This window comes from Niabella hirudinis (assembly GCF_051201075.1).
Taxonomy (GTDB): Bacteria; Bacteroidota; Bacteroidia; order Chitinophagales; family Chitinophagaceae; genus Niabella; species Niabella hirudinis.
In genome coordinates, this window is the sequence record NZ_JBPEHJ010000002.1 from 378,837 (window position 1) to 399,517 (window position 20,681).

General features: G+C 47.5%; 13 protein-coding genes. 9 read left to right on the forward strand and 4 right to left on the reverse strand.

Annotation, left to right across the window (positions count from 1 at the left end; translation table 11 throughout):
* The first annotated feature begins 32 nt into the window (after positions 1 to 32).
* Positions 33 to 1,199, forward strand: coding sequence for an ATP-binding protein (locus GGU45_RS05050; RefSeq protein WP_435222597.1), 1,167 nt, complete (start codon positions 33 to 35; stop codon positions 1,197 to 1,199).
* Between the two features lie 93 nt (positions 1,200 to 1,292).
* Here the strand turns inward: GGU45_RS05050 and purD are convergent, their stop codons facing one another.
* Positions 1,293 to 2,567: a phosphoribosylamine--glycine ligase gene (gene purD, locus GGU45_RS05055; RefSeq protein WP_435222599.1), complete on the reverse strand. Its 1,275-nt coding sequence runs from the start codon at positions 2,565 to 2,567 to the stop codon at positions 1,293 to 1,295.
* A gap of 108 nt (positions 2,568 to 2,675) precedes the next feature.
* Between purD and GGU45_RS05060 the strand changes: the two genes are divergently transcribed.
* The 4 genes from GGU45_RS05060 (at position 2,676) to GGU45_RS05075 (ending at position 9,062) form a co-directional block, all read left to right on the forward strand.
* A complete protein-coding gene (locus GGU45_RS05060; protein ID WP_435222600.1) occupies positions 2,676 to 4,397 on the forward strand; it encodes a peptide MFS transporter in 1,722 nt (573 codons plus the stop codon).
* 106 nt (positions 4,398 to 4,503) lie between these two features.
* Positions 4,504 to 6,147 (forward strand): peptide MFS transporter, encoded by a 1,644-nt coding sequence (locus tag GGU45_RS05065; protein ID WP_435222602.1) that lies wholly within the window; start codon positions 4,504 to 4,506, stop codon positions 6,145 to 6,147.
* Positions 6,148 to 6,208: 61 nt separating this feature from the next.
* On the forward strand, positions 6,209 to 8,254 hold the full coding sequence (locus GGU45_RS05070) for an OPT family oligopeptide transporter (RefSeq protein ID WP_435222604.1): 2,046 nt from the start codon (positions 6,209 to 6,211) through the stop codon (positions 8,252 to 8,254).
* 184 nt (positions 8,255 to 8,438) lie between these two features.
* Positions 8,439 to 9,062 (forward strand): GyrI-like domain-containing protein, encoded by a 624-nt coding sequence (locus GGU45_RS05075; protein WP_435222606.1) that lies wholly within the window; start codon positions 8,439 to 8,441, stop codon positions 9,060 to 9,062.
* A 60-nt stretch (positions 9,063 to 9,122) separates the two neighbouring features.
* On the opposite strand, the gene GGU45_RS05080 is transcribed toward GGU45_RS05075, so the two are convergent.
* On the reverse strand, positions 9,123 to 10,037 hold the full coding sequence (locus GGU45_RS05080) for a hydroxypyruvate isomerase family protein (protein ID WP_435222607.1): 915 nt from the start codon (positions 10,035 to 10,037) through the stop codon (positions 9,123 to 9,125).
* Positions 10,038 to 10,168: 131 nt separating this feature from the next.
* Here GGU45_RS05080 and GGU45_RS05085 point away from each other — a divergent pair, with 131 nt between their 5' ends.
* Positions 10,169 to 11,116 carry a formylglycine-generating enzyme family protein gene (locus tag GGU45_RS05085; RefSeq protein WP_435222609.1) on the forward strand — a complete coding sequence of 316 codons (948 nt, stop codon included), beginning with the start codon at positions 10,169 to 10,171 and terminating at the stop codon, positions 11,114 to 11,116.
* A 24-nt stretch (positions 11,117 to 11,140) separates the two neighbouring features.
* Positions 11,141 to 12,451 carry a Gfo/Idh/MocA family protein gene (locus GGU45_RS05090; protein WP_435222610.1) on the forward strand — a complete coding sequence of 437 codons (1,311 nt, stop codon included), beginning with the start codon at positions 11,141 to 11,143 and terminating at the stop codon, positions 12,449 to 12,451.
* 206 nt (positions 12,452 to 12,657) lie between these two features.
* On the opposite strand, the gene GGU45_RS05095 is transcribed toward GGU45_RS05090, so the two are convergent.
* Both GGU45_RS05095 and GGU45_RS05100 read right to left on the reverse strand, forming a co-directional pair.
* Positions 12,658 to 14,475 (reverse strand): serine hydrolase, encoded by a 1,818-nt coding sequence (locus GGU45_RS05095; protein WP_435222611.1) that lies wholly within the window; start codon positions 14,473 to 14,475, stop codon positions 12,658 to 12,660.
* A gap of 169 nt (positions 14,476 to 14,644) precedes the next feature.
* Positions 14,645 to 15,247, reverse strand: a complete 603-nt coding sequence (locus GGU45_RS05100) for a superoxide dismutase (protein ID WP_435222613.1) — start codon at positions 15,245 to 15,247, stop codon at positions 14,645 to 14,647.
* A 363-nt stretch (positions 15,248 to 15,610) separates the two neighbouring features.
* Between GGU45_RS05100 and GGU45_RS05105 the strand changes: the two genes are divergently transcribed.
* A complete protein-coding gene (locus tag GGU45_RS05105) occupies positions 15,611 to 18,808 on the forward strand; it encodes a SusC/RagA family TonB-linked outer membrane protein (protein ID WP_435222614.1) in 3,198 nt (1,065 codons plus the stop codon).
* 18 nt (positions 18,809 to 18,826) lie between these two features.
* Entirely contained in the window at positions 18,827 to 20,245 is a 1,419-nt protein-coding gene (locus GGU45_RS05110; RefSeq protein ID WP_435222616.1) for a SusD/RagB family nutrient-binding outer membrane lipoprotein, read from the forward strand.
* Positions 20,246 to 20,681 lie beyond the last annotated feature (436 nt).

A 20,681-nucleotide genomic window follows, 5' to 3' on the forward strand; every position in this document is an offset into this window, starting at 1 on the left:
CAATTTTAGATTTTCATGGTTATATTTGTGATATGATTCAAAGAAAACTGGGGGGAGAAATCAGAAGATTGCTCAAACAGTTTCCTGCTGTAGCCATCTTAGGACCCCGGCAGGTAGGCAAAACCACACTAGCCAAACTGATTGCCCGGCATACCGGTAAGGAATGCATCTACCTGGATATAGAAAAACCTTCTGACCAATTAAAGTTGAGCGATGCAGAAACCTATCTCCGGTTCCATAACAAAAAACTGGTAGTGCTGGATGAAATTCAGTACCTGCCGGCACTCTTTAGCATCCTGCGGCCGCTTATCGATGAAAAACGAAAAGCCGGTCGTTACCTGCTCACCGGATCTGCCTCTCCAGCCTTAATTAAGGGTGTATCAGAATCGCTGGCCGGCCGCATTGCCTATACGGAATTACCACCCATCGGGTTTTCGGAACTGCCTGCCAGCATCTCCTTGCAGCGTCATTGGTTCCGGGGCGGCTTTCCGGGTGCTTTAACGGCCAAAACCGAGGTCCAATCCCGCAGCTGGCTGGATCACTTTATAAAAAGCTATATAGAACGCGACCTGAATCAATTTTTTCATGTTACGCTAAGTACAACGCTGGTACGTAATTTTTGGCAAATGCTGGCATACAATAACGGGGGGATATTGAATGCGGAAAGCTTTGCCCGTGCATTGGGGGTAACCAATCCCACGATCAATCGCTATCTTGATTACCTGGAAGGTGCTTATCTTGTAAGAAAATTGCAGCCCTGGTTCGCCAACGTAAATAAACGGCTGGTAAAATCTCCCAAAGTGTATATCCGTGACAGCGGGCTCCTGCACCGGCTGGCACAAATCAATACCATGGATGAACTCAGAGGGAATCTATTGATTGGCACTTCCTGGGAAGGATATGTTATTGAACAAATCATACAACTGCTTCCGCCAGCTCTTACCCCGTTTTTTTATCGTACACATAATGGGGCCGAGCTGGATCTGCTACTGGTGAAAAAAAACAAGCCACACGCAGCTATCGAAATCAAAGTAAGTGCCAGCGCACAGCCCTCACGCGGTTTTTATGAAAGCATTGATACACTAAACCCCGCAAAAAGTTTTATTATTGCGCCTTATGGAGAGGCCTATCCTGGCAAGGAGAACAGCATTCACTGCGGTTTAAAACATTTCCTGGAGCAGGAATTACCCAAAATATAAACCATGAAAATTTAAAATCATATTTTAAATTTTCATGGTTGTAATATTTTCTAATTTACGTCAAAATTCTCCGTATCCCTCGTCTCTACTGCATTACATAAACTCATACCCAATATCTCTTCGATAGTACATACCATCAAAATGCACCTGATCAAGAATGGATTTTGACCGGCTAACGGCTTCCGTAACCGTGGCGCCAAATGCTGTTGCACAAAGCACCCGTCCGCCGCTGGTTACCACCTGCCCATCTACCTCCCTTGTTCCCGCCTGAAACAGGATGGCATCGCTCAATGGTTGCTCCAGTCCGGTTATTTTAAATCCTTTATCATAGTCGCCCGGATAGCCCCCGCTCACCGCCATTACGGTTACCGCGGTACGCGGATCTTCCTCGATCGTAATTTCGGCCAGCCGGTGTTCCGCAGCTGCTTTACATACGGCGGCAATATCATTTTTCAACCGGGGCATCACTACTTCAGTTTCGGGATCGCCCATGCGGCAATTGTATTCGATCACAAAAGGGTCATCGCCAACTTTGATCAATCCTATAAATACAAAACCGGTATAATCGATCTTTTCTTCCGCCAGTCCATCAATGGTAGGTTTAATGACCCGGTCCGTTACTTTTTGCATAAAAGCCATATCCGCAAAAGGCACCGGGCTTACCGCCCCCATACCGCCCGTATTCAAACCGGAATCTTTCTCACCAATACGTTTATAATCTTTTGCCTGCGGCAGCATTACGTATTCCTTTCCGTCCGTAACCAAAAACACACTCATTTCTATCCCTGATAAAAATTCCTCCACCACCACTTTACGGCTGGCCTCACCAAATTTTGCCTCCTGGATCATCGCTTCAAACTCCGCCACGGCTTGCTCATTGGTCTGACAGATCACCACTCCTTTGCCCGCCGCCAATCCATCGGCTTTTAAAACCACCGGCAATGCATGCACCTGCAGGTACCGGACGCCTTCTTCAAAATTTGCTTCGGTAAACTCTCTATAAGCAGCCGTGGGAATCTGGTGCCGTTCCATAAATGCCTTTGCAAAAGCCTTGCTGCCTTCCAGCTGCGCGCCAAACTGCGATGGTCCGATCAGCGGTATGGTTTTCAGTGCTTCATCCTCCAGGAAAAAATCCCGGATCCCTTTCACCAGGGGTTCTTCCGGACCTACCACCACCATTTCAATATCTTTTTCCCGGCAAAATATACCAATCTCCGCAAAATCATTGATCCCCAGGTTCACATTGGTTCCCAGCACCGCCGTTCCCGGATTTCCCGGAGCAATAAACAATTCATGATTGCCCCGCTGCTGCATATTCCAGGCTAAAGCATGTTCCCGCCCGCCGCTTCCTAAGACCAGTATTTTCATTTTTTTGCTTTTGATCAATATTAAGGACGGCAAGATAGCTATAAAATGAAAAAAAAAGGTGATTCCGGATTTTTCTGTACTTTGGCCGGTAATTTTTAAATAGAATATATGACTCAAGTACCTGCCAAAGCAAAACATCACCGCTCGCTGTTTGTGTTGTTTATTACCGAAATGTGGGAACGTTTCGGATACTATTTGATGGTTGGAATTTTGTTCCTTTATCTTACCGATAATAAAACAGGTGGAAAGGGATTTGATAATAAAACAGGCGCCGATATTGTGGGTACCTTTATTGCTTTGGTGTATTTGACCCCCTTTATAGGAGGTCTGCTGGCCGACCGGTATCTTGGTTACATCCGGTCTATTTTTTTAGGGGGCATCCTGCTGGCAGCCGGCTATATCGGGCTGGCAATACCCGGCGATACGGCCATGTTTGTTTCACTGGGGCTGATCTGTATCGGCAACGGCTTCTTTAAACCCAATATTTCCACGATCCTTGGTAATATTTATAACCGGGAGGAACTGAAGCCTTTAAAGGATAATGCGTACAATATTTTCTATATGGGCGTGAACATCGGCGCCCTTTTCTGCAATTTTGCGGCGGCTTATTTACGCAATACTTATGGCTGGGGTTATGCTTTTGCAGCCGCAGGGGTAGGATTGATACTGGGATTGATCTGGCTGGCCACACAATTAAAGCATGTAAGAGAGGGCGATATCAAAAAACCCCTGCAAAAAGAAGACATGCCCATGTCCAGGATCATGCTTTATGTATTTTTACCCGCAATCATAGCAGCGATCATTGGCTGGATCATTCCCGGGAACCTGTTTGGTTCTGATACCAACGATGCCTTTATGTTTGCCTGTGTGCCCGTAATCCTCTTTTATATAAATATCTGGCGCAAAGCAGCAGGATCCGATAAGCGGTCGATCGGGGCTTTGCTGTTTATCTTTGCCATCTCCATTATTTTCTGGACCATCTATAATCAGAACTCCACCGGTCTTACCATCTGGGCACAAACCTATACCGACCGTAAAGTAAGCGGCGCTACAGAACAAATCGCCGGAAAACTGGGTTTTCTTGAAAAGGTAACGGATAGCCTGCGCCAAACAGATAAAGTGGATGCCCGTTTAATTCCAGTAACGGATACCAGTTCGGCGATCCAGGCCGTAAAAGGCAAGGACCTGTTACTCGCCAACGGCAACCTGGTAGATTCTGCCACAAGGATCGTACAGATGCAGGGACCGGATCCCTATTATAATAATGTACCCCCGTCCGAATGGCCACAGGGTAAAACCGAACACCTTGCCAATACCGAATTGTTCCAATCGATCAACCCGTTCTTTATTGTGGTGCTGACTCCAATATTGGTTGGATTACTGGTGTGGCTCCGCAAGCGGCGTAAGGAGCCCGGCACTTCGGCAAAATTTGGCCTGGCCCTGTTCATTTCAGGGCTTTCGGCCCTGGCCATGGTATTTGCGGTAATGTCTGTACCCTCGGTTTACACCCATAAAACGGCAGCCTACTGGCTATTTATTACCTATTTTGTATTTACTATCAGTGAGATCTTATTGAGCCCCATCGGCCTGTCCTTTGTATCCAAACTCTCTCCTCCCCGGCTTACCGCGCTGATGATGGGCGGCTGGTTCCTTTCAACCTCGCTGGGCGGAAAAGTGGCCGGTGTAATGGCCAGCCAGTGGGATCATTTTTCTGATAAGAAGATTTTCTTCCTGATCATCGCAGTTGCTGCCTTCATCGGTGGTATCTGGATTTTTGCCCGGATCAAATCATTAAATGCGATCGTAAAAGAACGGACGGGTTCCGTCTGACCCGCCATTGAATACCCCGTCTTGAAGACACGCAGTCCTTTGCTGCGTGTTTTTTTCATTTTATAAACGATCATTTGTTATCTTTCGCCCCTGAAACAAATTGGTCATGTGGAAAAGACATCCCCGGGCGTTGCCTTTTTTATTTTTTAGTGAGATGTGGGAGCGCTTTGGCTTCTATCTGTTATTGGGTATTTTTACGTTTTATCTGAAAGACGCCGCTGGTGGCTTTGGCATGGATGAAAAAGAATCCGCCTCCCTTTATGGTACCTTTATTGCGCTGATCTATTTTACCCCTTTTCTGGGAGGATTACTGGCCGACCGTAAAATGGGTTACGGCAATGCCATCATCATTGGCGGACTGCTGATGGGTGTGGGCTATTGCCTGATGAGCGTACGCTCCGTACCCATGTTGTACCTGGCCATGACATTGATCATTATCGGCAACGGGTTCTTCAAACCAAATATCTCCACCCTGCTGGGCAATGTATATTCCACCCCCCAATACCAGGATAAAAAGGATGAAGGATACAATATTTTTTATATGGGGATCAATATCGGCGCCTTTATCTGTAATTTTTTCGGGGCTGCATTGTATACCACCATCGGATGGGGCGCCGCCTTTATTGCCGCCGGTGTGGGCATGTTCCTCGGCGTGATCATCTTCGTGACCGGCAGGCGGCACTATAAAGCATTCGATACCCGGAAGCCCCTGAAAGAAGGCGATATGTCTATGACCAGAATATTCGGACTGGTGGTGCTGCCTGCCCTGGTTTTTGGAGCGATCGGTTACCTGATAAAGGGCGCCGATGGGGCTATTTTTGACAGCAGCAGCACGGATGCATTCATCTTTGCCTGCTTCCCTGTTGCTGTCTTCTTTGTTGCTCTCCTGCTCCGGAGCCCGAAAGAAGAACGGCGTCCGATGGCGGCGCTGCTTTCGATCTTTGCTGTAGTCGTCTTATTCTGGGCCATCTTCAAACAGAATGGTTCTGCACTCAATACCTGGGCCAGCCGGTATACAGAGCGGCATGTGGAAGGCACCCAGGGCAAAATCCTGAGTTCGTTGAAGCTTACCGAAACCATACCCTATAAAAAGGATTCGGTTACCCTGCTCGACAATCAGTTCCGAAAAATAAAAGAGAACGGGAAGGATGTAAAAGGACTGGATTATCCGGCTTATTTTAAAAACATGAATATGGCGGAAACCCCGCTTGAAGAGGGCGACCAGGTGAAGGCCTGGGCCCCTTCCCTCTCACAGTCCATCAACCCATTCTGGGTCATCGTACTTACCCCCTTGCTGGTAGCCTTTTTTACCTGGCTTCGCCGGAAAGGAAAAGAGCCCTCCACCCCTTCCAAAATAGCGCTGGGCCTGTTGGTTTCGGCCATCTCGGTATTGGTAATGATCTTTGCCGTAAAAGCCGGCAACAATGGCGCCGAAAAAGTAAGCATCTGGTGGCTGGTGGGTAGCTATGGTATCATTACGATCGGAGAACTGTTTTTGAGCCCGATGGGATTGTCGCTGGTATCTAAATTAAGCCCGGTGCGTATAACTTCTCTCATGATGGGCGGATGGTTTCTGGCCATCTCCATCGGCAATAAGCTCAGCGGTATTCTTTCCAGCAAATGGGATGAGTATACCAATAAAGAAAGCTATTTTTGGTTGAATTTCGTATTGCTTTTTGGTGCGGCATTGTTCCTCTTCGCCATTTTAAAATGGCTGAACCGCGTGATGAAGGAAAAAGGGGTGGTATAAAAACAAACACCGCTGCAAAAGCAACAGGAACAGATCCGCAATCATTTTTTTAAGTATATCTATGCAAGAAACAAAATCTTCATTTAAGCCCTTTGTGCCGGATGACACGCGCATGGCGGAGTTTACACTAAAGTCGGTGCTCACAGGCGCTGCCTTCGGAATCATTTTTGGTGCGGCCACCGTTTACCTGGCATTAAAGGCCGGGCTTACCGTATCGGCCTCCATTCCCATTGCGGTCATTGCCATCACGCTGGGGCGTAAATTTTTAAAGACCACTATCCTCGAAAACAACATCATACAAACCACCGGCTCTGCTGGTGAAAGTATTGCTGCGGGAGTCGTGTTTACCCTCCCCGGCTTTCTGTTTTTGAGCGATGGAAGCGGAGCCCATTTTTTTAACTATATGACGATCCTTACCCTGGCCATTATAGGTGGCATACTGGGTACGCTGATGATGATCCCGCTCCGGAAGTCGCTGATCGTAAACGAACATAAAACCCTGCCCTACCCCGAAGGCACGGCCTGCGCCGATGTATTGAAGGCCGGTGAAAAAGGGGGCAATTTTGCAAAGACCGCTTTCTGGGGGCTCGGCTTTGCCTTTGTGTATGCGGTATTACAAAAGATCATTCATGTAATTGCGGAAACGCCTACGTTTGTAACCAAACAGACTAATAAATTTTTCCCATCTGCCAAAGTCAGCGGGGAAATTACCCCGGAGTACCTGGGTGTCGGTTATATCATCGGCCCCCGGATTGCAGGGGTGCTGGTGGCAGGAGGCGTGCTGGCCTGGCTGGTGCTCATCCCATTGTTATCTTCCGTGGTAGCCCCCGACCTTATTGCAAGCCAGCTGGTAAAGCTGGGGTACCTGGCCGATATCGGCACAGCGGGTGGCAAGGGCGGATGGGACCCCGTGGCCAAAACTTTTGAAGATTTTTCATCGGCCATTTACTATGCGTATATCCGGCAAATTGGCGCCGGTGCAGTGGCAGCCGGGGGATTTATCACACTCATCAAAACCATTCCAACGATTATTTCCTCTTTTAAAGGAAGCCTTGGATCTATAAAAGGCGGCGCCGCCGCTGTAACTTCAGTTAAAAGAACCGAACGCGACCTGAGCATGAAAGTGGTTGCTTTGGGAAGCCTTGGACTCGTAATCCTGATAGCCCTCCTGCCCCAGATACCCGGTAATACCATTCTGCAAAAACTGCTGATCGGTATCCTGGTGGTGATCTTCGGCGCCTTTTTTGTAACGGTGTCATCCCGTATTGTGGGCCTTATCGGATCTTCAAATAACCCTATCAGCGGTATGACCATCGCCACCCTGATGGGTACCTGCCTCATCTTTATTGCCGTAGGCTGGAGCGGAAAAGCCTATGAACCCATGGCCCTGGTAGTAGGCGGACTGATCTGTATTGCCGCCGCCAATGCCGGTGCTACATCACAGGATCTGAAGACCGGCTATATTGTGGGTGCCACACCCAAATACCAGCAGCTGGCTTTGTTTGTGGGAGTGATCGTGTCTTCGATCGTCATTGGTCTTACCGTGAACTTCCTCGACAAACCAACTGCAGATATGGTAGCAAAGGGTGTAACGCAACATGCGATCGGTTCTGAGTACTATCCTGCTCCACAGGGTACGCTGATGGCCACACTGGCGAGAGGGATTCTTTCCTTTAACCTCGACTGGCAATTTGTATTGGTAGGGGTGTTTATTTCCATTGTACTGGAGCTTTGCGGTGTAAAATCACTAAGCTTTGCCGTAGGAGCCTACCTGCCGTTATCTACCACATTGCCCATTTTCATCGGCGGATTGATCCGCGGGGCCGTGGATAGGAAAGCCGGGAAAGCAGCAAATCCCGAAGAAGAGGAATTAGGACGCGGCAATCTTTTTGCTACCGGCCTTGTAGCCGGTGGTGCGGTGGCCGGGGTGGTCATCGCCATTCTTTCCGGCTTTGATGGACCCGCTGCCGCCTTAAAAGCGGTAAATGCAGAACATGGACTCAGCTCCGCACTCGGAGACGGCGGTTATTATATATTGGGCACACTGGCCTTTGCCACCATGGCCTTTGTACTGTACCGGGTAGGTCTTTCAAAAAACAAAGAATAAACGGACCTTATTTCACGCAAAGTGCCATGACGCAACGGTTTATTTAAACACATCATTCTCGTATAACAACGCAAAAGGTCACGTCCCGTTTAAAATGGGCGGGGCCTTTTTTAATTGCCTTTATTTCTGCTGACATATAGCTGTCACGACCCGGTATTTTCTTTGTATCACTAAAACATGAATCATGGAGAAACCGGATCTTACAAAGCAATACCGGCACTATTACACCGCAAAGCCGGAACCCGCGCTGGTAACCATCGAAGCCGCGCAGTTCCTGTCCATTACCGGCAAGGGCGATCCATCCGGCGGGCAATTTAAAAAACATATTGAAGCCTTGTACAGCACTGCATATACGCTCAAGTTTGCCGGCAAGGCCCGCAACCGGGATTTTGTAGTTTCAAAACTGGAAGGGCTCTGGTGGTTTAACGAAAGCCGGTTCCCGGTGCAATCGGCGGCGGAAGCATCACAGCTCGTGCCCCGGAGTGAATGGGAGTACCGGCTCCTGATCCGGCTACCCGACTTTATCACCAAAAAGGACGTACAGGAAAGCCAGACTGCGGTGCTTTTAAAAAAACAGCTCTTCGATGTTCAGTTTGTCGAACTATTCAATATGGAGGAAGGTCTTTGTGTGCAGCTGCTGCACAAGGGGCCTTTTGCCGCAGAACCGGAATCGCTGGAGAAGATCAGCGCTTTTTTGAATGAGCGAAATCTCTCCCGGAACGGGGTGCATCATGAGATCTATTTATCCGATTTTAGAAAAACAAAACCGGAAAAACTGAAAACGATCTTAAGAGAGCCGGTAAAATAAAAAAACGGGAACTGAAATACAGTCCCCGCCTTAAAATTGTTCTACTCAACAGAAAAAATACTACATAAACGCATCGCTCTCTCTGTATGCCGCAATCAGCCGCTCTTCGCCTGCCTTTCCCGGTTGCGAAACACCATGCTCCATTCCCAAAATGCCTTTATATCCTTTTTTATTAAGCCATTTAAATACATTCTTATAATTGATCTCGCCTGTTGTGGGCTCCTGCCTTCCAGGATTATCGCCAATCTGGATATAAGCAATCTCACTCCAGGTAAGCTCCATATTTTTAATAAGATTCCCTTCATTCTTCTGCATGTGGTAAATATCATACAGGATCTTACAGGAAGGGCTGTTTACGCCCCGGCAGATTTCATAAGTTTGGGCCGAAGTGCGCAGGAACAGGTCCGGCGAATCGCTGAGTGGTTCCAGCACCATTACGATCCCGTGGGGCTCAAAGATCTCCGCTCCCCTTCGCAATGCATCAATTACATTACCGGTTTGCACTTCTACGGGAAGGTTACGCTGAAAATCGCCCGGAACAACGGTTACCCATTTGGCATTGCACCGTTTGGCAATTTCCACCGATTTCCGGCAGCCATCCAGAAAAATATCAAGATGTTCTTTTTTATTTGCAGCCAGGGTGTTGGCACCGTTGCCTCCTTTCGGCACAACAAAAACGCCCATCCGCATATTCAGCTTGGCAAGCGTTTCCCCGATCTTTGATTGCATTTCGGGGGTTCTTCCGGGCATACCATTGTCTTCAATAGAACGGAATCCCTTGTCATACATATATTTTATCTGATCGATAAAATCCCTTCCAGCGCTATCGGCAAACATGCCATCATGCGGCGCATAGTCCATATTAAAGGTCTTGTCGGCCTTTAGCTCTTTTACAGGTTGTCCCCATAAGCCCGTACCCAGGCCAAGCGCGCTCATCGTTAATACATTGTTTTTGACGAAATTTCTTCGATTCATTGTGGCAATTTTTTTCGAACTAAAAATAGGAAACTTTCCCATTTATAAAAATAATTTGGTAATTATTTTCATTTTGTGATATTTTGAGCCCTTTTAATTGTCAAATTGAAAATTTACCTAACTTCGGAACGATGAAAAAATTGATTATAGGAGTATTGCTCTGCTCAGGGGCCGGTATAGTGATGGCTCAGGAAAAAAAAGATGGCGGCTTTCAAAAATATGAACAGGAAATCCCCGGCTCTGCAGTAAAATTCACCATGGTACCCATTCCTGCCGGGTCTTTTAAAATGGGAAGCAACTCGGGGGATGCTGATGAAAAACCCCAGGTTACCGTAAAGTTGGATGCTTTTTATATGGGTTCTCATGAGGTAACTTTTGATGAGTATGCCCTTTTTCAAAACGATGAAAGCCTGGGACAGAATGTAGATGCAGATGCTGTTACAAGGCCAACTCCACCTTATATTGACCTTACTTTAGGCATGGGCAAAGAAGGCGGTTTTCCGGCCAACAGTATGCAGCAGCGGGCCGCTGTTATGTACTGCAAATGGCTTTATTCAAAAACAGGCGTGTTTTACCGCCTGCCTACCGAAGCCGAATGGGAATACGCAGCGCGCGCGGGTTCTGCTACCCCTTATTTCTTCGGTTCCGATGCAAAACAGCTGGACGCCTACGCCTGGTATGCAAAAAACAGCGAAGACAAATATTACAAGGTTGGACTGAAAAAACCCAATCCATGGGGTTTGTATGACATTTACGGAAACGTGGCCGAATGGGTACTGGACCAATACCAGGCCGATTATTATAAAACCCTGGGCAAGGCAGCCTCCAACCCGGCCCGGCTGCCCCAATCCCGGAACCCGCGCATCGTAAGAGGTGGCAACTATAAGGACGATGCCGCTTCCCTGCGCAGTACCAACCGTACCGAATCCGATCCGATATGGAACCGCCGCGACCCGCAGATTCCAAAAAGCAAATGGTGGAATGCGGACGCGCCCTTTGTGGGCTTCAGGATCGTACGCCCGGTGAAACAGCCCAGTGCCGAAGAAATTGAAAAGTTTTTCTCAACGTATATTTTATAATTTATAGCGATTAAATACCATATCATGAATCACAAAACAACAAGAAGAGAATTTGTAAAAAACGGTTCTCTCATAGCCGGGGGCCTGCTTGCAGCTCCGGCAATGGGCAATGTTAACTTTTTTTCCGGTGCTAAAGGAGAGATCAAAATTGCCCTGATTGGCTGTGGTGGCCGGGGTACCGGCGCCGTAACACAAGCCTTGTCTACCAAACAGAATGTAAAACTGGTGGCTATGGCAGATGCCTTTAAGGACCGCCTGGATGGATGCTATAAAACAATCACTTCCGAAGACATGGCCTCGCTAAAAGGTAAGATTGACGTACCTGAAGCCAATAAGTTTACCGGATTTGATGCTTATAAAAAGGCGATGGCCCTGGCAGACGTGGTGATCCTGACCACACCTCCGGGATTCCGCCCTATTCATTTTGAAGAAGCGGTAAAACAAAACAAACACATCTTTACGGAAAAGCCCATGGCAACCGACCCTGCCGGCATTAAAAAAGTACTGGATGCTGCAGAAATCGCCAAACAAAAAAAGCTGAACGTAGTGGTGGGTCTGCAACGCCGCTACCAGGATTCTTACCGGGCGCTGTTTGATCGGAAAGACATGATCGGCGAAATCATTTCCGGACAGGTTTGGTGGAACAACTCGGGCGTGTGGGTAAAACAAAGAGAGCCCCAGCAAACAGAAATGGAATACCAGATGCGTAACTGGTACTACTTCAACTGGCTCTGCGGAGACCATATCAATGAGCAGCACATCCACAATATAGATGTAATGAACTGGTTTAAGAATGCCTACCCGGTTAAAGCACAGGGCATGGGTGGCCGCCAGGTACGTACCGGTAAACAATACGGGGAGATCTATGATCACCACTATGTAGAATTTCACTATGCAGATGGTTCTATCCTCAACAGCCAGTGCCGCCATATCCCCGGAACGATGAGCAAGGTAGATGAACTGCTGGTAGGTACAAAGGGATCTATTTACTGTGACCAGGCCGCGATCAAAGATCGCTCCGGCAAAGTACTGTACGCCTTCGACAAAAAGAATGAGCGGAACCCTTATCAAACCGAGCACGATGAGCTATTTGCCGCCATTGCCAAAGGGGAGCATAAGTTTAACAATGCTGAATATGGCGCCAGAAGTACCCTTACGGCAATTATTGGCCGTATGGCTACCTATAGCGGCCAGGTGATCGAATGGGATAAAGCACTGAATTCCGGTATCGACATCATGCCTAAAGAATACTCCTTCAATGCCACACCGCCTGTGGTTCCGGATGCTGATGGCTTTTATCCCATTGCAATGCCCGGAAAGACAAAATACTTTTAGTTGTTGCGAAAGAGAAGTGAATGCTCTCTGTAGCAATTAAAAAAGGAATTCAATAAAAATGGGCCGCTATTTCAGATTACTCAATTGTAAACCCTCCTTCAGATATCAAATGTGAAGAAGGAAAGCCTGTATTGGCAGGCGGACCCTGGGGGGATTTAATTTAGCGCCACAATAGTAAGGCCCGGGCTGTTCGCCCGGGCTTTTCATTAAATAGTGCCGGCATTTGCCGCCAGGAAGTCATTAATAGCATCACCTAATTCTTTTAGCGGGTCTTCGGGTGGTTTTACAAAATCCCTGGTATTAAGCGTATAGGCCCAATCAATACCATCACCCCTCGAAACGGCCAGGGTAGACGCCCCGGGCGTGCCTCCCGATCTGGCGGAATTAGCCATGCGCCCGCCGGTACCCCAAACCGCCCGTTGATGGATAAACTGCACCATTGCACGAGCCGATGATGCCAATCCGCAGGAGGCTGCTGCCACTTCTTTAATCATGCCATCACCACCATATACATTTGGTACCAGTACCGCGGTATTGATCACCAGGGCGCTTTCTCCCAGTCCCCAGCTTTCGGTAGCCACCTCATCGGCTGGCCGGGGATTGGCCATTGTTTTCCAGATCTTCACTTCAGAAACGCCGATCTTATCCAATACCTGCTGTTTCAGATACTGGAAATAGTCCTTTCCTGTAACCTTCTCAATGATTAATGATAACAGCACATATCCATAATTGGAGTAGTTATCCCTGGCTCCGGGATCATCTATCAAATCCCGTTTTTTATACATATACTTTGCCAGGTCGTGTTTGGTAACAGGCACCGCCAGTCCCTGCTCTTTTGCAATAAAACGCATAGAGTATGTAGCATCAAAATCTTTTGCGTCAAAGCCGCCCTTATGATCCAGCAGGTGCTGAATGGTGATATCATCACTGCGTGTGTCTTTAGGATTGCTGAAGCCCAGTTTTGCATACGCCACGTCACCGGGCGCCAAGTCCTTGCTATCAAAAAGCGCCTGTATGGCCGCACAAAGAAACATTTTACTGCAGCTGGCCAGCAGGAAGCGGTCCGATGGCTGAGCTGTTTTATAGTTAGCCTCCGCCCAGGTAAAAGCCCTGTTGTATTTAACATTTCCGTTCTTTCCCAAGCAAAGCTGCGCATACCGGATGGCATGTTTTTGCATAAAGGTTTTCATCACCTGGTCCAGGGCTTTTGTGGCTGTTGTTTGGGTACCGGTAACCGCCCATTTCCGACTCTGTGGAACATCGCTTTCGGCAAAGACGCAGGCATATCTTGTGCCGCTACCGGTTCCGCCGCCATCCACGTAAATGGGCATCAGGCCCTCCTTTGTGTATTTGTCAAACGCCGCCTGATAAGCATCTGCCGTAAGGCCATGCTTTGCCACCCAGCGGCCCACAATACTATCGGTAAATACCGGACAATAAACAGCGTCCTCGGAAAGCGCCACTATTTCGGGTTTATAATAGGGCAATTCTGTATTTGCATTGAACATGCCCTGGTAATTGGCCGCCGGCACATTGGGATACACCAGCCATTTAATAAAAGAGGGGTTGGGGATCCATACTCCCGCGTACCTTCTTCCGGAGCCGGAACCATAAACCGTAACGGATTTAAGACGCAGATTATTTTTCCGCGCCTGTTTATTTTCATTATTAAAAGTAGCCTCATCAATATGATGACGGGCCACCCATGCAGGATAGTTGTGTTTTTCAAAAACGGCGGCGAAAACAGCATTGGACCCGCTGCCGGTTGCCGTTATCAAAGCAGGCACAAACCCCTTCCCGGACCAGGTATCAAAAAATGATTGATACTGTGCCGCACTGATACCATGGGTAGCTACATACTCCGGACCGGGCCGTTTCACCCATACTGCGGCGTAACGGGGATCACCCGCCCCTCCGTAAACACTGAGTGCGATCATGCGATAGCCCTGTTTGGAAAGATGGTTAAAATGTTGCTGGTGCTGACCGGCGTTGACGCCGTGATAGGCGGAGAATGGGGTAGCCATAACAAACTGATTAAAGATGAGTCTTGATAGTATAACGATTACTCCAAGCGAAGCAACCGCTTGTCAATACGAAAATAAACGATGAAAGCCACCGTATCAATAGCCAATTTGAGCGAAAAAAACCGCCCCCGGAAACGGAGGCGGTCGCTTATATGCAATGCGCTTTTTTTTAAATAGCTGCGTTATAATGCGCTTCAACTTTTGCCCAGTTCACTACGTTCCAGAATGCTTTCAGATAATCCGGACGTTTGTTCTGATATTTCAGGTAGTAAGCATGCTCCCAAACATCCACACCGAGGATGGGCGTACCTTTTACGTCGGCAACATCCATCAGGGGATTATCCTGGTTAGGCGTGGAAGTTACTTCCAGTTTGCCGTCTTTTACGATCAGCCAGGCCCAGCCGCTTCCGAAGCGGGTAGCACCAGCGGTGTTGATCTTTTCTTTCAGTCCATCCAGGGAACCAAAGGTTTCATTGATCGCGTCTGCCAGTTTCCCCGAAGGTGCGCCACCATCCGCGCTCAGGATCTCCCAGAAGAAAGAGTGGTTCCAGTGACCGCCGCCGTTATTGCGTACAGCAGGAGATATTGCGCCTGCGTTTTTCACCAGTTCTTCCAGCGATTTATCTGCATGTTCGGTACCATCAATTGCCTTATTTAAGTTGTCCACATAAGCCTGGTGATGCTTGTCGTGGTGAATTTCCATTGTTTGTTTGTCAATGTGCGGTTCCAGCGCATCGGACGCATAAGGAAGGGCCGGTAGTGTAAATGCCATGATTCTTTATTTTTTTTATTGAGTAAATAATAATAACTAATTGTCCAAAGTTAAACCATTATCACCGGGCGGCAAAGTTCCATCAGAAAAGCAGCCTCTGGTGGCCACAAAGGCACAGCGACTCGAAGATGCATGAAGGCCTGGGAATGCTCGTCCATGCTTCCAGCAATTAAACCCGATTTACGTACCGCCGTATGTCATTTATTCTTGTGATCTTTCGTGCCATTGAGGTCAAAAAAAAACACTTCCAGGTTGTTCTAAAAATCTGCGGCTTTCTGCGAATTATCTCAACTTTATGCATTTTTGGCTATAAAATAACGTATATTTAACAAACTGTCAGTTTTTAAATTAAAACCAATTTGCATGAAGAGATCGATCGCATTGCGCATAGTGGCGTTATTTTTACTGCTTTGCCCGCTCCTCCTTTGGGCGCAACAACGGCAGATCCGGGGCTCGGTTAAAAACGAATCCGGAGAACCCGTTCCCGGGGCTACAATTCTGCAAACAGGCACCCGGAATGCTACCGCATCAACTGATGATGGAAGCTTCTCGCTGCAAATAATCGGGAATAACGCTGAACTGGAAATTTCTGCGGTTACCTATGCCCCGCAGAAGGTGGCCATTGGCAATAACACCGTCATTGTCATCACCCTGCTCCCAAATGACAAAGCCACAATGGACGAAGTAGTGGTTACGGCATTAGGGGTTACCCGCGCACAACGATCGCTCGGATATTCCACACAACAGCTGGAAGGCAAAAATCTTACAACAGCAAAAGAATCAAACCTGATCGCCTCGCTGGCGGGAAAAGTTGCCGGTGCACAGATCGTTGGTTCTTCCGCTGCAAACCTGGGCGGCACCCAAAAAATCAAACTAAGGGGTGTAAATTCATTGAACGGTACCGGATCTCCTTTACTGGTGGTGGACGGAACGCCCATCTCAAATATCAATTTCAGTTCGGATAACTCAAACGGCATCGATCTTGGTAATATTGGCCAGGATATTAACGCCGAAGACGTAGAGAATGTAAGTGTATTAAAAGGCCCGGCAGCATCTGCGCTCTATGGTCTTCGTGGTCAGTACGGGGTTATTATGATCACTACAAAAAAAGGGGGCCGCTCTAAAAAAGCAACGGTTAGTCTAAACTCCGCTTATACCGTTGATAAAGTGAGCAACTTTCTGCCACTGCAAAACATTTATGGAGTTGGTAACAATCAAACATTTCTAAAGCTGCCCAGTGGAGAACTTTATGTGAATGGCAACGACGAAAGCTGGGGACCAAAAATGGATGGTACCCCTGTAAGAATGTACTATAGCTTTTACAAGCAGGACCCGGAATATGGAAAGGCAACACCTTTTCTTCCGCAGCCCGATAACATTAAAGATTTTTTTGTAACAGGGCATAATATCAATAACACCATATCGGTTTCAGGCGGTGGCGACCGGAGCACCTATAAGCTGAGTTATAACAACAATTATGTAAAAGGCACTTATCCAAATACGTTCTTAAAACGCAACAATCTTAGCTTGAACGCTGCGTTGAATGTCACTGACAAACTAACTGTTGGTACAAATGTCAATTATGCCAACAACCTGGCGCGGCGACCGGTTCAGGGTTACCAGGGATCATTTACCGGGGCAACCCAATGGTTTCAGCGAAACATCGATATTCATCGTCTTAAAAACTACAAGTATGCCGACGGAACCATTTTGAACTGGAACGTAAACCCAAATACAACGGCGGGTGTTATCACCAACAATCGTCCAAGCGACTGGAACAACCCTTATTTTGATGCTTACGAAAACCTTAATTCCGATTCGAGAGACCGCTTGTTTGGAGATGTGAACGTAAAATACCAGGTCACACCCGAACTGCGGCTAAGCGGCTTTGTAAGGGGTGATATTTTTGCCCAAAAACTCTCACAGCGTACTGCAGTGGGCGGCCGGCTGGATCCCGGTTACAGCGAAGGCAAATATCAGAACAGAGAAATCAACTATGAATTGCTGGCAGAGTACGCCAAAAAATGGGAAGACTTTTCGTTAAATGTAAACCTGGGGGGCAACCTGTTCAATGCTCAGTATTCTTACTTGTCTGGCTATACGGTGGGTGGCTTATCAAGTCCCGGCTGGTACAGCCTGGAAGCATCTGTAAACAGACCATCGATAACGCAGCGTTTACGAGAAAAGAGTGTACGCAGTGTGTATGGAATGGTCTCTGCCGGTTATAAAGATTTTCTGTTCATAGATGGAACATTAAGGAACGACATTTCATCTGCGCTTCCCAAAAACAATAATTCTTACACCTACCCATCGGTATCCGGTAGTTTTGTTTTTAGTGAGCTATTAAAATCCCGCATCCTGTCTTTTGGGAAACTGAGGGCGAGCTATGCCAGCGCTGGTTCTGATCTTGACCCCTATCAGATTCTTGATATTTATACCGCAGGCTCTATTTATGCCACCCCTTCAACAACGATCAATACGATGCGGCTCCCGTTTACGCTTAGAAATGAGGATATCAAGCCTGCCTATGCCAATTCTTTTGAATTAGGTACAGAGCTCCGGTTTTTAAGGAACCGCATCGGGCTGGATGTAACCTACTATGAGCAGGTCAATAAGAACCAGATCCTGCCCCTGCAAATTTCAGCGGCTACCGGCTTCACCAACGCAATCATCAATGCGGGGCGCATTTCCAACAAGGGCGTTGAGGTATCTTTAAAGGGTACGCCGGTTCAATCAGAAAACTTCCAGTGGAACACCTCTTTGAATTTTGCCAAAAACAAAGGCATGGTTGACGAACTGTATCCGGGGGTAAACGCCTATCAACTGGATGCAAACACCTATTCCAGTCAAACCATTTATCTGTATTCAAATGTCAAACAACCATTTGGAACCTTAACCGGGCCCGGTTATAAAAAAGACGCAGCCACCGGCAAAATATTACTGGATGACAACAATATGCCTGTACAGGAACTCAACAAGAACTTTGGATCTGTAGTGCCCAATTTCACAGGCGGCTTTTTGAACAGCTTCCAGTTTAAACAATTTGATCTAAATGGAATGATCGACTTCCAGTCTGGTGGAAAATTCTTTAGCTGGTCGCAAATGCTCGCCGTAAAATCAGGGCAGGCCGCCATTACCGCCGCAATGAATGATAAAGGGAAGAACGTAAGAGATCCATTGGCAGATGGAGGTGGATACAAAATAGACGGAATATCGCAAAAAACAGGCGAAGCTGTTACCGCATATGTAGATGCGAGAACTTATTTCAGAAATAATATCGGCACACGCATCTACGACGAATGGCTCTATGATGCATCCTATATAAAATTAAGAGAAGTAAGTTTAGGCTACAACTTCAGCAAAAAAATACTGGGGAAAACACCGGTAAAGGCATTGCGTCTGGCTCTAATTGCACGGAATCCTTTAATGATCTGGCAAAAAGCTCCTAAAGGCCTGGACCCTTCCGAGCTTTCGTCGGGCAGTGCTTCTATTAGCTGGATCGAAAAAGGAGAACTGCAAACCGTACGTTCCTATGGTATTAACTTAAATATTACATTCTAAGGATATAATCTGATCATTATGATAAAGTTTATAAAACTTTCAACAATACTGGTACTCCTGACTGCTGCCGGATGTACAAAGTTTGACGACAAATATTATGTGGATCCCAATAATCCCTCAAAAGCATCCGGAACCCAGCTTATTGCCAACGCCCAGTTGTTTTTGCCAAGCATGAGCTCCAATGCCTATGGACCACTGTACCCGCAATATCTTTCCCTGACCACCTTTACGGACAATAGCCGGTATATGACTACCAGTTTTAATTTTGCAGACTGGTATACCGGCCCCCTGATGGACCTTCAAACAGCGCTTACCAATCCATTGGATGCTAATGAAGGACCGGTGGAAAACCAGGTAGCCGTTGCCAGCGTACTAAAAGCGTATTTCATGTGGTTCCTCACAGACCGCTGGGGCGATCTGCCTTACAGCGATGCTTTTCAGCGACTCAACAAAATAGCTCCAAAATATGATAAGCAGCAGGCTATTTATGACTCCATGTTTAACCTGCTGACCACCGCCAACGCTGCCTTTATTTTAACCAACGGTGCCATAAAGAACGATATTATCTATAACGGGGATATGGGCAAATGGAAACGGTTCGGAAATACCATTCATATGCTGATGGCATTGCGCCTCTCGAAGATTGATCCGGAGAAAGGGAAGGCGGAATTTGCAAAGGCACTTGCCGGCGGAATTATGACTGCGAATACGGATAATTTATTTTTTCCGCATTTGGCAGATCAGTCGATGGAAAATTATTGGTATAATTCCTTTACCCGGCTGGGCCGGGAATGGTATGCGCTCAGCAAGCCGTTGGTAGATTATATGCAGCCCCTGAATGATCCCCGGCTTCCGGTATTTGGTAATAAAAATAAAGATGGTAATTATGTAGGTCTTGAATTTGGGAAGGCAGTTCCCAACGCCAATGACATCCCCGGCATCTCCCTGTTGGGCTCTGGTTTGCGCCAGCAAAACTCACCGGTATACCTGACCACTTACGCACAGGCTCTATTTGCAAAAGCAGAGGCCGCTAAACTTGGATGGATACCAGGCGGTGATGCGGAGGCAAAAACCAATTATGAGGAAGCCATCCGACAGTCTATTATTATGTGGACCGGAAGCGCTACGGGCTTTGATGTGTTTATGTTGAACCCTTCCATTATTTACAACCCTGCAAATGCGATCCGGCAGATCGCCTACCAGCGCTGGGTGCACCTGTTTTTAAACGGATACGAAGCCTGGGCAGAATGGCGCCGGACCGACTTTCCAATATTAACGGCCCCTGCAGGAGCCAATGATGGAAAAATTCCCCGCCGCGAAGGGTACCCTACTGTTGAAGCCCAGATCAATAAAACAAACTATGATGCAGCCGTGGCCGCATTTCCTTACGGTGGTTCCGATGGATTAAATGCAAGAGTTTGGTGGGATAAACCATAGAGCAAGAAGATTTGCCCAGGGCTGTTCCAGGCAACTTTATGGGTAGGGGTAAGCGGGACTTGGAAGCATGGGTGTTACGGCTATTTTTTGAAATAGAACAACTACGGTTGCCCCGGTCGACCAGGGCAATAAAAGCAGCCAAACACTGGGGATTGCTCAACGTTGCACCAGTCGCCCAGGTCCCCCGAAAACAACCAGCTGCCCTATATTAAAGTGCTGTCCCGCTTCCAGCGGGACAGGCAGCAAGACCGCTGCCATCCCGATTGCCATCGCATGCGCGTCAAGTTAACTTTTGCCCTGGGAGCTGCAGCGCAGCGCTGATCCTGTTAGTAAACGACAATACGGGTAATAAAGGTGCAGCGCACCGGTAATCATTGCGGTTTGTACAAGCGGTGCACAGGAAATTACCGCCGCGCTGCGGCTACGGGAGGTTTTG

Coding starts and splice junctions, on each gene's coding strand:
- GGU45_RS05050 (WP_435222597.1), top strand. CDS start 33: ATGATTCAAAGAAAACTGGGGGGAGAAATCAGAAGATTGCTCAAACAG.
- purD (WP_435222599.1), bottom strand. CDS start 2,567: ATGAAAATACTGGTCTTAGGAAGCGGCGGGCGGGAACATGCTTTAGCC.
- GGU45_RS05060 (WP_435222600.1), top strand. CDS start 2,676: ATGACTCAAGTACCTGCCAAAGCAAAACATCACCGCTCGCTGTTTGTG.
- GGU45_RS05065 (WP_435222602.1), top strand. CDS start 4,504: ATGTGGAAAAGACATCCCCGGGCGTTGCCTTTTTTATTTTTTAGTGAG.
- GGU45_RS05070 (WP_435222604.1), top strand. CDS start 6,209: ATGCAAGAAACAAAATCTTCATTTAAGCCCTTTGTGCCGGATGACACG.
- GGU45_RS05075 (WP_435222606.1), top strand. CDS start 8,439: ATGGAGAAACCGGATCTTACAAAGCAATACCGGCACTATTACACCGCA.
- GGU45_RS05080 (WP_435222607.1), bottom strand. CDS start 10,037: ATGAATCGAAGAAATTTCGTCAAAAACAATGTATTAACGATGAGCGCG.
- GGU45_RS05085 (WP_435222609.1), top strand. CDS start 10,169: ATGAAAAAATTGATTATAGGAGTATTGCTCTGCTCAGGGGCCGGTATA.
- GGU45_RS05090 (WP_435222610.1), top strand. CDS start 11,141: ATGAATCACAAAACAACAAGAAGAGAATTTGTAAAAAACGGTTCTCTC.
- GGU45_RS05095 (WP_435222611.1), bottom strand. CDS start 14,475: ATGGCTACCCCATTCTCCGCCTATCACGGCGTCAACGCCGGTCAGCAC.
- GGU45_RS05100 (WP_435222613.1), bottom strand. CDS start 15,247: ATGGCATTTACACTACCGGCCCTTCCTTATGCGTCCGATGCGCTGGAA.
- GGU45_RS05105 (WP_435222614.1), top strand. CDS start 15,611: ATGAAGAGATCGATCGCATTGCGCATAGTGGCGTTATTTTTACTGCTT.
- GGU45_RS05110 (WP_435222616.1), top strand. CDS start 18,827: ATGATAAAGTTTATAAAACTTTCAACAATACTGGTACTCCTGACTGCT.